This window comes from Bartonella sp. AP3QHHD, assembly GCF_042195765.1.
Classification (GTDB): Bacteria; Pseudomonadota; Alphaproteobacteria; order Rhizobiales; family Rhizobiaceae; genus Bartonella.
On sequence record NZ_JBHIPC010000085.1, the window covers coordinates 52,908 to 66,268 of the forward strand.

General features: G+C 37.3%; 10 protein-coding genes. 2 read left to right on the forward strand and 8 right to left on the reverse strand.

Annotated elements, in window-relative coordinates; all coding sequences use genetic code 11:
* The first annotated feature begins 47 nt into the window (after positions 1-47).
* Positions 48-728 (forward strand): response regulator transcription factor, encoded by a 681-nt coding sequence (locus ACFIL7_RS05425; RefSeq protein ID WP_375633600.1) that lies wholly within the window; start codon positions 48-50, stop codon positions 726-728.
* A 912-nt stretch (positions 729-1,640) separates the two neighbouring features.
* On the opposite strand, the gene ACFIL7_RS05430 is transcribed toward ACFIL7_RS05425, so the two are convergent.
* The 5 genes from ACFIL7_RS05430 to argH form a co-directional block, all read right to left on the reverse strand.
* The gene (locus tag ACFIL7_RS05430; RefSeq protein ID WP_375632423.1) at positions 1,641-2,411 is read right to left on the reverse strand and encodes a class I SAM-dependent methyltransferase; all 771 of its coding nucleotides are present in this window, start codon (positions 2,409-2,411) and stop codon (positions 1,641-1,643) included.
* Positions 2,412-2,633: 222 nt separating this feature from the next.
* Positions 2,634-5,063, reverse strand: coding sequence for a TIGR02302 family protein (locus tag ACFIL7_RS05435; protein WP_375683427.1), 2,430 nt, complete (start codon positions 5,061-5,063; stop codon positions 2,634-2,636).
* Between the two features lie 126 nt (positions 5,064-5,189).
* On the reverse strand, positions 5,190-6,470 hold the full coding sequence (gene lysA, locus ACFIL7_RS05440; protein WP_375683428.1) for a diaminopimelate decarboxylase: 1,281 nt from the start codon (positions 6,468-6,470) through the stop codon (positions 5,190-5,192).
* An 8-nt stretch (positions 6,471-6,478) separates the two neighbouring features.
* Positions 6,479-6,658: an LPS translocon maturation chaperone LptM gene (locus ACFIL7_RS05445; RefSeq protein ID WP_375618333.1), complete on the reverse strand. Its 180-nt coding sequence runs from the start codon at positions 6,656-6,658 to the stop codon at positions 6,479-6,481.
* Between the two features lie 51 nt (positions 6,659-6,709).
* On the reverse strand, positions 6,710-8,110 hold the full coding sequence (gene argH, locus ACFIL7_RS05450; RefSeq protein ID WP_375654846.1) for an argininosuccinate lyase: 1,401 nt from the start codon (positions 8,108-8,110) through the stop codon (positions 6,710-6,712).
* Positions 8,111-8,142: 32 nt separating this feature from the next.
* On the opposite strand from argH, the gene ACFIL7_RS05455 reads away from it, so the two are divergent.
* Positions 8,143-8,838 carry a TlpA disulfide reductase family protein gene (locus ACFIL7_RS05455; protein ID WP_375642810.1) on the forward strand — a complete coding sequence of 232 codons (696 nt, stop codon included), beginning with the start codon at positions 8,143-8,145 and terminating at the stop codon, positions 8,836-8,838.
* A 2-nt stretch (positions 8,839-8,840) separates the two neighbouring features.
* On the opposite strand, the gene ACFIL7_RS05460 is transcribed toward ACFIL7_RS05455, so the two are convergent.
* The 3 genes from ACFIL7_RS05460 to ACFIL7_RS05470 form a co-directional block, all read right to left on the reverse strand.
* Positions 8,841-9,317, reverse strand: a complete 477-nt coding sequence (locus tag ACFIL7_RS05460) for a YaiI/YqxD family protein (protein WP_375642809.1) — start codon at positions 9,315-9,317, stop codon at positions 8,841-8,843.
* A gap of 30 nt (positions 9,318-9,347) precedes the next feature.
* On the reverse strand, positions 9,348-10,202 hold the full coding sequence (locus ACFIL7_RS05465; protein ID WP_375633605.1) for a YihY/virulence factor BrkB family protein: 855 nt from the start codon (positions 10,200-10,202) through the stop codon (positions 9,348-9,350).
* A gap of 410 nt (positions 10,203-10,612) precedes the next feature.
* Positions 10,613-11,542 (reverse strand): prephenate/arogenate dehydrogenase family protein, encoded by a 930-nt coding sequence (locus ACFIL7_RS05470; RefSeq protein ID WP_375683429.1) that lies wholly within the window; start codon positions 11,540-11,542, stop codon positions 10,613-10,615.
* Between the last annotated feature and the right edge of the window lie 1,819 nt (positions 11,543-13,361).

Genomic DNA, 13,361 nt, shown 5'->3' on the forward strand with positions numbered 1-13,361 from the left:
CATGAAACTATATCAATCAGTGCATCAACATGCCTATAAGGAAAAACATGAACCACTATACTCTTTTAATCGTTGAAGACGATGATCTACGCCCCATTTTAGTAGAACAATTTCAAATGCATCAAGAGTTTAAAATTTTCCAAGCAAAAACAGCAGAAGCGGGAATGAGAATAATCCAAGAAGAAAATATTGATCTCACTATTTTGGGATTTCAACTTCCTGATCTTGATGGCTACAAAGCCGTTAAACAATTACGCACCCAAGGATTTCGTGCCCCCATTATCATGATAACAAATTATGATACAGACTGTGATAATATTTTAGATCTTGAAACAGGCGCCAATGATTATGTAACAAAACCCTTTCGCTTTGCGGTGCTATTAGCGAGAATTCGGGCACAGTTGCGCCAATATGAACAAAATGAAGACGCAACCTTTCATATTGGTCCCTATACTTTTAAACTAAGACAAAAACTTCTTCTTGATCAATGCAACAATAAAATCTGTCTCACAGAAAAAGAAGCAGCGATCCTTAAATGTCTCTATCATGCCAATGATAAAATTGTCAGCCGTGAAACATTGTTAGAACAAGTTTGGGGTTATAATGAAAATATTATCACCCATACTTTAGAAACCCATATCTATCGTTTGCGACAAAAAATCGAAAACGATCCGTCCAATGCGCAAATTCTCATAACAGATCAAAATGGTTACCGTTTAAATCTTTAATTCGAGATTTTCTGTTTCAAAAATAATTTTAATATCCTAAATGAAAACAGAAACGAGATGAAAAAACTTCACGTATAATTCGAATGCTATTACATATACATAGAACTTACTCTTATCTGTACTCTTATGACAAAATATATAACATTATGAATAAAAAACGAAATATTCCAACATGAGAACCAAAAACAAAAATGCTTTCAACCCTCACGATATACTTTGTAACTTCTGTTTCACATGCTTTTGTTCTTTCTAAAGTTTTTAATATGTTTCGCATATAAATAATCGTGATATCTTTTAGCAACATTCTTGATCATAACTATCATCTTTAGATGATTGCTATTTATGATTATTTTTTCAGAAAAACCGCTCCACGCACTGCTTTATCTCACATTCACTAGCCTAAATTGAGAGATGTTTTTTATCTTTATAATTTTCTTCTATTCTTTATGATTTTATCTCCTCTTAAGAGGTTATATAATTAATGATATAACGCTAAATGTTTATCCTAACGATAAAGCCACTGAGCACCACCATCTTTACGTTTATAAAAGAATAAGCCAGCACCATCACACACTTATGTTAGATCTAGATGTTGCAGAGGAGCCCTTGATACTTGAGATGGTTCATAAGAAGCATTTTAATCCTTCCTTGTACAGTTTTTAACCACCATAAACCATATTATGCAAGATCCCTTGGATCTCTGCTATTTTTACGAAGATACCAGTATTTTTTTCTTTTAAAATGTTTCCACTATTCATGAAATATGGTTCGGTATATAGATACTTGAGATTTTTATTCACATACCAATTCCACATATTAATGTACAAAAGAATATTTTTAAATTGTAAATGCAAAAAATTGAAATAAGAGAATCCTTCTATACTTGCGGTTCTTATGACAATGACAAAATGATTAATTATCTTTATAAATTAAAATATTTCTTGTCTGTGGCGATAAAGCAGGAATAAAAATACGTCGCGACTGACGACGCTGTACGAGCAAACCCTGATAAACACGTTTTTGTGCCTGACACATTAAGAGTCCACCAAAATAAGGCAAAAGATAGCGAGCAAATGGCTCGTAAAAAAATGAGAACAACCGCGAAAAATACCCCGTAGAGGGCATATAGTGTACAATTTCTTGTATTGGCCCAGAAACAAAATTTGTTTTTTCGAACAAACGAGTAATTTGTTGCCGACTATAGGGTTCGCCATAACCAAAGGGCGTAGTAATATTGCGCGCCCAAAAGCCAGAGCGATTAGGTACAATAACGATCAAGTGGCCATTGGGTGCTAAAACACGCCATATTTCATTCAACGTTTCAAATGAATTTTCTGTATATTCTAATGCATGTACTAATAAAATACAGTCAACTGACGCATCAGGAAGCGGCAAATCTTCTTCAAAAACAAGCGCTGTAGCAACTTGCTCAGAACAAGGCCAAGGCGAAACACCCTGAGCAGCAGGCATAAAAGCAAAACATTGTTGGGCACGTTCACGCAATGTAGAAAGATAAGGAAGTGCATAACCCAATCCCATAATCCGTTTATCCGTAAGATCAGGCCACCATAAATTCAATTGGTCACACAGCGTCTTTTGCACACGTAGTCCAAGTGCAGAAGCATAAAAATCTTTCAGCGTAACGATATCCAACTCAACATACCATGTAGAAACAAATTTCAAACATTACAGATTTTCATATACCAAACCTATATGGACTTCTGCTTTTTTTCCGCAATAGCGAACATTTCAATATTGCATATTTTAAACTTAAATGATTAAAAAATCAGTACAACAGGATGATTATTGCCTTACAAGCACTTTAATCATTTTTTTGGAGATAAACCCCATAGAGGTTCTTCATACACTGTTTTTGACATCAATTAAGAAAAAAGCCAACACTGGTTAATTAAAATGAAGCAATCTTTCAAGATAGTTTTTTTCTTCTTCTGAAAGATGCTCTTTACCAAGACGTTTGCGAATTTCATCCAAAATCTGCCGCGTACGCATTTGATCACTTTCTTGTGGTAGTGCCTCGCCTTCTTGTTCTTCATCTGTTTTTGAAGAAAGTGGACGTCCTAACGGATCTTTAGGACCAGAATCAGCATTTTGCTCATCTCCCGTTTCTTTAAGTGTTTCGCGCATTTTTTTCAAAACATTTTGTGCACCTTGCCTCAAAGATTCCAAAGCATCAGACTGATTTTGTATAGATACCTGATGATTTCCATTATCAAGCGCATTTTCCGCAGAATTCATTTTTTCTTCTGCCCTTTTCAATGCGCCCCCTGTTTCAAATCCTCGTTCTGATAATTCTTTTTCTAATGTTGATAATTCAGATTGCAATTCAGCTTGACGTTTTTTTAAAGATTTTTTTTGTGTTTCCGGTACATTTTCTCCGCGTTTTTGTTCCATCTCTAACTGATGTGTTTCATTGAGAATTTCTTGCTGACGACGCATTAAATCTCCAAGCTGGTCCATCTTTTCTTTCATTTGTGCAGATTGGCTTTTTTCTCCCTCATTTTGATTGCCTTTTTGCACATGCAAATGATCAAGCGTCTGTTCAACTTCCGCCAAGAGTTGTTCAGCTGCTAAAGAAGAGCCTGTTTTAGCCATTTCCTCAATTAAATTTAGCTTTTCTTGTAATGTAGCTTCAGAAAGATTAGGACTTTTTGAGCTTTTAGAATTTTTAGAAACTTGACTATCCGGTGCTTTTTCAGCCAAAGCACGAATATACTCATCCATAGCTTGACGTAAATCTGCCATAAGCCGTTCAATTTCTGCCGCTGAAGCACCATAACGCAGTGCATCACGTAAAGCAGCTTGTGCTTGTTTTAACTTTTTTTGCACGGATTCAAGCTGATTATCTTCAATACCCAAAGCAATTTGCCATAAATAATCCACCACATCGCGCAAATCCTCGTCTGTTTGTGCTAAAGAAAGTCTTGTCCACGCACTTTGTAGAACAATAAAATGCGATGCATTTTGCAACCCCTTTTCTGGACGCACAAGCAAAGCAGAAAGCATATCAAGTACCCGCTCTCGCGCTAAAGGATTAAGAGCTAATAAACGACGCAGTTCAACCACTGCGCGTGCAACAGGATTCGAAAAAACACACTGTGGTAATATCATAACAAAAGTTTTGCTACGCCCTTTCTGCCCCGCACCATCTTCTGCCACCAAAGTAATTTTGACTTGCGAACCCGCCCATGGATGCGCTGATATATCCTGCACCATTCGCATTTTCCCCTTTCCACCACGCGGAAGAAGAAGCTCTATTTCCGGAGCATTATAAAGAGAAGAAGCACTTTTATTCTGAGGAAGAAAAGGCTCTATTTCAACAAAAGCCTTTGTCACACCATAATCATCATCCACCACATATCGTAACTCCAATGATCCCGTTAAAATCCTCCCTGGTTTTTCCAACCAATGAATTGTTGGACGCGTGTCCTTAATTATCTGCAAATGCCATTGCTGTTTTTTACGACGTGATGATACAAATAAATTTATTGAATGCTTTAAATGTGTTTCAAAATGAACAATTGGATCATTCAAAGCTGTTTGTTCCGTTTTCTCTGAAAACGAAACTTCCCTCCCATCTTCTACAGATTTTGCTTTTACTGTAATGCCAGCCCCATTGACAACACGCACAACAACATTACTCCCTTCAGGGATTTCTAGTTGTGTTTTCTCATCTTTTGTCAAATAAATCGGTGCCACACCGGTATAAGCAGGTGGTGTTACCCAAGCATCAATCCGCATGAGTTTTTCATCAACGACAGGACGAAAATCAAAGGCATCAGCCAAACGCCCCCCTTGTGAACCAAAAGAAAAACTAAAAGCGCACACAAAAAGAAGAGCACACAAAGCCCTCAAAGCCAAAGGATCATAATCCGCACTATTAAGAGAGATAAATCCCGTTTTTAAATGGTATAATTGCTTTGCCATTCGGCGTTGATGTTCACGCCAAATAACAGCACTAAAATCTTCATCATTTTCAGAACATAAACGATCTGTCTGAATATTCAAAGGCTGATGTCTAAGATCATTGACGCGTTCAAGGCGGCAATTTACTTCCCGCATTGTGGGAAACCGAAAACGAATAAGAAAAAATAAACTCGCCCCAGCACAAATAAGTATAACCCCAAGTAAGAGCAAATGTGACCAATAGCCCAAAATACCAAAAAGTCCCAACCAGCTAAACGAACAAAAGAGACTAAGAACGAGGAAAAATGGCAACAACCGTACCCACATCCGTTCAAATGAAAGGATCCCCCACATCAAAATGCGCACACACAAAAGCTTCATTGCAAAACCTTTGATGTTTTTATTTTTCATAAACAAGCATTTATCCCCTTTTATCGTGGTGCATTAAGATCATAAACCCCATACAAAACAATTTCTAGAAAATAAATTGTTTCATCAAAGTTTAGTAAAAATAAGACCCAAAATATTTAATAATGCTCAATCTAATTTGGGCTCAATCCAATCTGGAATATGATCACAGCCTATCAATTGTGCATAATCAAGGCGTGGACGAATGACTGCATAACGCGTATCCTGAACCAGAACTTCCGGCACCAAAAGTCGACTATTATAAGTGCTTGCCATCACTGCGCCATAAGCTCCTGCTCCTGTTAACATCAAAACATCACCCGCTTTCAACACTGGTAAAGAACGTTCCAAGCCTAAATAATCACCAGTTTCACAAATAGGACCAACAATATCAGCATTAATCAGAGGGGCATCTATTGGTGTTTTTTTCACTGGCATTACATTTTGCCACGCATCATAAAGTGTTGGACGCATGAAATCATTCATCGCCGCATCAACAATAACAAAATTTCGTCCTTCCCCCTTTTTTAAATACACAACCGATGACACCAACACACCGGCTTCACCAACAATACTACGCCCAGGTTCTAGGATAATATTGATCCCTAAAGGCGCAATATGTTTCTTTACCAGTGCTGCATACTCAAAAGGAGAAGGTACTGGATTCTGCTCATAACCATAAGGAATACCAAGCCCGCCCCCAATATCGATATGGGTTATCGCATAACCATTATTCCATAATTGACGCACAAAATCTGCAACAATAACAAATGCATCCTCAAACGGTTTTAAATCACAAATTTGACTGCCAATATGGAGATCAACACCACACACATGAAGACCGGGCAATTGAGCTGCTTTTTTATATGCATCACCCGCCAAAGACAGTGGAATACCAAATTTATTCTCAGACTTACCTGTTGTAATTTTCTTGTGAGTCTTAGCATCCACATCAGGATTAAGGCGTAAAGAAATACGAGCTGTTTTTGAAAGCGCAGCAGCCCGCGCCGATAATTGTTCAAGTTCTGGCTCTGATTCAACGTTAAAACAATAAATATCTTGTGCAAGAGCAAAATCTATTTCTCTCACTGTTTTACCAACACCAGAATAAACAATATTCTGCGCAGGAATACCAACAGCAAGTGCACGCCGTAATTCCCCTTCTGAGACCACATCAGCTCCCGCTCCATTGTTAGCTAAAAGTTGTAAAACTGCTTGATTGGAATTCGCTTTAACCGCATAAGCAATTAAACTCGGCATATCATGAAATGCATTCTGATAATCTTTAAAATGTGCAACGATTGCGCTAGCTGAATAACAATAAAAAGGTGTTCCAACTTCCCGCGCAAGTTCCAAAAGAGAAAGATCTTCAGCGTGAAGCACACCCTGATGATAAGAAAAAAAACGCATAAAAATTCCTATTGTATTAACCGATCAAGAATAAAAGGTTTATCTGTTTTGCCTTGAGAAACAAAAGTTCCTTGTGAAGAATTCACTCCTGTTGAAGGAGGTAACTCTAATGACCCTTTACGCCCACACCCAACGATACCCAAGCCCCCCAAAAGGACAATCACCAACCCCTTTAATATAATTTTCATCTGTCCTCTTTCCTCATCTCGATTTCTTTTTTACCTTTAAAATACAATCACTCAAGCGCTCACGAGACGCTTTTTCCAATACGCAATTTGCCGAAGAACCTCTGAAGGCGCTGTTCCCCCAAAGCTTTTACGACTTTCAACAGATTTTTCAACGGTCAAAACATCAAAAAGTGTCGCATTGATATCAGGACAAATTGCTTGAAGTTCATCTAATGATAAATCATGAAGGCGACACTGTTTTTTTTCTGCCAATGCCACAGCACACCCTGTGATGTGATGTGCTTTGCGAAAAGGAATCCCTAAATTGCGTACAAGCCAATCCGCAAAATCTGTAGCTGTTGCATACCCTAAATCCGCTGCTTGTTTCATGGCTTTTTTATTCACTTTCAAATCAGCAATCATCCCTATCATTGCTGCTAGTGATAATTCCAAACTCAAAGCCCCATCAAACACATATTCCTTATCTTCTTGCATATCCTTTGAATAAGCAAGCGGTAATCCTTTCATCACCGTTAACAATCCCATAAGTGCACCATTCAATCGACCTGCTTTCGCTCGTACTAACTCTGCCGCATCAGGATTTCTCTTTTGTGGCATAATGGAAGACCCTGTTGAAAAAGCATCTGATAAATGAATAAAACAAAACTGTGCACTTGACCAAAGGACAATTTCTTCCGCCAATCGCGAAAGATGTGTTGCACAAAGAGCGCCAGCGCTTAAAAATTCCAATGCAAAGTCACGATCTGAAACACTATCAATTGAATTGCGTGTAGGTTCCCGAAAGCCTAGCGCTTTTGCTGTCATAAAACGGTCAATTGGAAAGCCTGTCCCCGCTAAAGCAGCCGCCCCTAAAGGCGATTCATTCATTCGCTCAACAGCATCACGCATCCGCGATAAATCTCGACCAAACATTTCAACATAAGCCATCATATAATGACCCAATGTTACGGGTTGAGCCAATTGTAAATGCGTAAAGCCTGGCATAAAGGTATCAACATGTTGTTCTGCGCGAATAAGTAATTGCTCTATCAATCCTTTTAAAGCTTGTGCTATTTTTTGCGTTGCTTCACGTACCCACAAGCGAAAATCAACAGCAACTTGATCATTGCGTGAACGCGCCGTATGCAAACGTCCTGCTACAGGACCAATCAACGCACTCAACCGCGCTTCAATATTCATATGAATATCTTCAAGCTTTCGTGAAAAAACAAATTTACCGTCTTCAATTTCTTGGCGAATAAGTTTCAAACCATGAACAATTTTTTCATAATCTGATTGTGAAATGATTTTCGTTTGCGCTAACATAGCTGCATGAGAAAGAGAACCTTCAATATCTTGTCGATAAAGTTTTTGATCAAAATCAATAGAGGCATTAATTTCTTCCATAATTGCAGCAGGACCTGCCGCAAACCGACCACCCCACATTTGGTTCTTTAACTTCTCATCTGTCATATTCTGAAAACACCCATCCAAAGGACAAAATTATGATTTTTCAAATTTTCATCAGCGAAAAAAACAATAAAAAAAGGCAACTCTCCCTTGCATTCTTTATCATTGCACTGAGTTTATACGCAACCATAAACTACGATACCAAAAGAGAGTTTTTTCTTTTCAATTTCATTTCAGCAGCACAAGCACAAGAAATAAACATTAATAAAGCACGAGCAGAAAAAATGATGGCGATACGAAAAGCAGCAAAAGGCTTTTTTAGCCACATACGATTTGCTGATACGCTCTCAGATATGAATAAACTCTCTTTCAAGGATATTCAAGGAAAAGAGCGCACACTCAGCGAATTTACCGGAAAACCAATGCTGGTCAATCTATGGGCTATTTGGTGTGCACCTTGCCGCACAGAAATGCCTGAACTTGCGCAATTAAAACGTGAATTAGGTGGAGAAAACTTTGATGTCATAGCTATTAATATCGATAAAACTGCTTCTCCTGAAAAAATTCAGCAATTTTTACAGAATATTCATTCAGATAATTTGCTTTACTATCGCGATGAAACAATGGATATTTTCAACAATGTTAGAAAACAGGGGCTCGCTTTAGGACTCCCCATTACATTGCTCATTGATAAAGAAGGATATCTCATTGCTTCTTTCAATGGTGTAGCTCCATGGGCCAATGACGATGCCAAAGCACTTATAAAAGCAGTCATTAAAGAAGCCCTATAACTTTAATAACCGCGTCTTTTTAAACGTTGTATAACAAGATCCAGTGCTGACAAAAAAGCAGAACGGTCTTTACGAGAAAAAGGACGGGGACCACCTATTATACTGCCCTGTCCACGCAAATCTTCCATCAAATTGCGCATCGCCAAAGCCTGACCAATTGAATTTACATCAAAAATACGCCCCGTTGGCGAAAGACAAAAACCCCCAGCTTGCACAACCCGCGCTGCTAAAGGAATATCACTGGTAATAACGATACTTGCCTCACGCACATGTTCTACGATCCAATCATCAGCACCATTGAATTCACCAGAAACGACCACTCTTTCAATGAGTGCTTCATCTGGAAGGGACAAAGAACGATTTGCCACAACAAATGTCTTAAGCTGATAACGATTCATCACACGATAAACTTCATCTTTTACGGGACAAGCATCTGCATCAATCAACAAAGTGATAGCAGGCTTTATTGGGATACTCATACCTTGGCTTTCAAGTAATAATAAACTCTTTCATTCATCTGAATGTTGCAAATCCTTGCGATAAAACATTATCGCCGCGTTTATTTCTCCTCCCAAAATAAAAATTGCACTCAATATGTAGAGAAAAATAATAGCAACCATAATAGATGCCAACCCTGCATAGGTAGAAATATAATCAAACATCGTTAAATATTGCGCAAAAGCGATAGAAGCCATAAACCATATAAACATTGTCACCACTATTCCTGGTAAAATATCTATAAATTTCCGCCGCCCTGCTGGAAGCCATTTATGAACAATCAAAAGACTGATAAACAAAATAATGATTGCAACTGTATAACGCCATACACGAATAGCAGCAATATATTCAGTCATAAAAAAAGAATGATTTTGCATAATTTTGATCAACAAAGGCGCCAGAATCAATAAAAAGCTAATCACAACAAGACCAACAGCTCCAAGGATTACAAAAAACAGACTTTGAAAACGACAAAACAACAAACTCCGTCGATCAGTAACACGGTAAGCTTTATTTAAAGCCGTACGCAAAGCCTCTATCCCATTAGAAGCAAAATAAGCCGCTCCAATGACAGAAAGCGTCAACACACCTCCTCGATGAATGGTTAAAACATTGACAATTTCCTGAGATAAAGGCTCTGCGATAACATCAGGCAATAACTGCACCAGTGCTTTAATTTTTTGCGGTGTATAGGTAAAAGCACCTAGAAAACGAGCAAACGATGTTCCAAAAATAAAAAAAGGGAAAAATGCTAAAAGCCCCGATAGCGCAACATGGCTTGCAAAAGCACTCCCATTATCACGCCAATAATGACTTACTGCGTCACCCAAAATACGATAGCTATACCAAAAGATATTTTTTAACAAAACTCAATACTTTCTGGTAAAACTCTTCCTCAGTCTATTTCAAGTTTTATAAAAATCATCAAAGCTCTGCAAATAAACATTTTGCAATGTTGCAATATAACGGTCAATAATCAATACGGTCAAGCCCGACTTTATACCAAAACAAAAACAATAACCCACTCTATGAAGTTCTACAACGACCTCATTTTTTTGTTACTTCTACAGATCAGTAACCTCTTCTGTACATTATATGCCCTATAGAGAGCTAAGCAAGATGATCGTGCACACATAAAACCTTTTAAAGTCATGGTTATCTGTATCGGAGCAATCGTCACTCTTTTTTATTGCAATCTATGACTGAATAAAGAAAAAACTTCTTATCGATTTCTAGAAAAAACCAACGAAATTCAACAAAAAACCCTTGCTTTTATTCACCCTTTTTTAGAAACACTCTGACGTCCAAAATCAGGAGCATCAATTTCCTGTCCAGCATCAATAATATTGCGACGTACAGCACGCGTACGTGTAAAAAAGTTAAACAGTGTCTCACCATCTCCTAAATGAATTGCCCGTTCTAAAAAAGTAAGCCCCTCACTAAAACGGCTCAACATTTCTAAAATAGCATCCTTATTATGCAAACAAATATCTCGCCACATAACGGGATCAGAAGATGCTAAACGCGTAAAATCACGAAAACCGGAAGCGGAATAAGCAATTACTTCCGAATTTGTTACTTTTTCTAAATCACTCGCTGTCCCAACAGTATTATACGCAATCAAATGGGGTAAATGTGAAACAATAGCCAAAACAAGATCATGATGCTTAGGTTCCATCTTTTCGACACGCGCACCACAAGCTTCCCAAAACGCTGTTAATTGTGCGACAGCAGCAGCATCGCTATCCGCAAAAGGCGTTAAAATACACCAACGATTCATAAATAAATCAGCAAAACCAGCATCCGGTCCTGAATATTCCGTTCCAGCAATTGGATGCCCTGGAATAAAATGAACCGTTTTTGGCAATAAAGGTGCCATTTCCGCAATAACCAACGCTTTCGTAGAACCAACATCACTCACAATCGCTCCAAGTTTTAAATGATCACGAATGGTTTTTGCCACTTCTGCACTAGCCCCAACAGGAACAGAAAGAATAACCAAATCTGCTCCTTCAACAGCTTTTGTATTATCTGTCGTATAAAAGTCCCCAAGCTCCAATTCACGCGCTCTTTTCAGGGTTTCTGGACGACGTGTTGCAATAGAAATCTGAGCCGCAAGATTTTTCTTTTTAATCACTCTTGCTAAAGAAGACCCAATCAGACCGATCCCAATGAGTGCTATTTTTTCAAACTGAATATGGAGCATCTTTCACCTTCAAAGATTCTTTGCAAATGGCAATAAAGACTAATTGTAAAATCACAATTTTCTTGTTTGTTTGTTCAAGAGTTATGCGTAAAACATTAAAAAATGACAACTAGGGAATAAAGAATAACGCAGTTTACCAATTATCACCTGCGCAAGCTGACAACAGATCACTTTACCTAGAAAACACATAAAAAATAAATGACGAGAAATCTAACATCACGCTCTAAAACTCCCTCTTAATTACTGATCAAAGCGCATCACCGAAACAAAATAAAATGCACTCTCAATGAGGATAACAACGACTCTACATAAAATCCCATCAGTTTACTTTATCTTACTAATTTTACTCACAAAAAAACACATCAAAAGCGTAAGCAGACACTAGCTCTTCTCCAATTATCCCGATACGTTCATTAATTTGTACATCAGACCTATATAAAAACGTATTAAGCCTCCACCTACAACAACAACATAAGTTTCGCGAATATTGAAAACACCGTAAAACAACGCATACCAAAAGATACCATTAAAAACATTTTCCTCTCCAGATTCCGGATACCATAAATCAAATAAATATGAGAAAAACACGACCTCTCAATAAAGAAAAAGTTTGATAATAAAAACACCGAATATCCCTTTAATGGAATCACACCCCTCACGTAAAACAGAACGCCCTAAATAGAATAGATTTGGATTACAAATTCATGCGTTTGTTTTAAAAAGGCATCTCGCTCTCTAGCCTATCTCACGACAGTGTTCGTAAATGTTATAACTATAAATCTATTAAGCACGACCCTCTTCACACTTAATAAAACACTATCATTATATTTTCCTACCCCCAATGTTGCAAAAAACCTTGGAATTTGAGAGCATTCATAAGAGGCATTTTAGTGCTTTCTTGCACAATTTTTATCCACACGCCCCCACTTATGACGTGCAAAAGACATTGTTCTGATTGATTCAATATGAAAAATAATAAATTATTAATAATAAACAATGGCTAGCTCTGTTTATGAGACACATTCATTGCTAAGATAATCATCTCTATATCAAACATAAAAGTTTCCCCATAGGTGTTGTCATTTTCATCATAATCTATTTTGACTTTCTCCTCATCCCACGAAGATTCTTAATTCATACCAATCTGCAAATAATTCATTTTCTTGTCTAAAAGATTCCTCTGGCTCACTATTTTATGTGATTCAATTAATCTATAATACATTGATTTATAAAAATAATACTTTTTTCAATTTGAATCATAACTTCGAATACTGTAAAATTCTTCCATCACAAACCCTCTTATCAATTAAAATCTCTTGTCTACACATCACAAGAAGACATGTGAGCAAAAATGATGAAAAACGCTTTCTAATGCTAAAAACTGTAGCAACATTAGAGGCTAGCAAAGTATATAATGAGTGTCGACTTGCACTTTTATTAAGCATAAAGATAGAGTTGCTCTATGGGTTTTATATTCTTCACAAGGAACTTTACTTCTACACCATTCATAAACACCGCCGCAAAATAGATATGACGCGCATTGAAAAATATTTCTAAGAAAGCGTATGAATCTACCATACAAGTGTCTTCTGTTGTTTGAGATACTCTTTTTTACACGGGGGTGTTACTCCATTAAGACTCTATGAACCAACCTAATATTCACCAAATACCCACACAAAAAAACATCGAACACATAAAATTTGATATGGGCCTCGTATCACTACCCTAAAAAACAGTATTTTACGACACAACAAAATAATAAAACTGTTTCAAAATGGCCTTTTGAAAATAAACTATTTCTTTTGAAGAAAAATTTCTA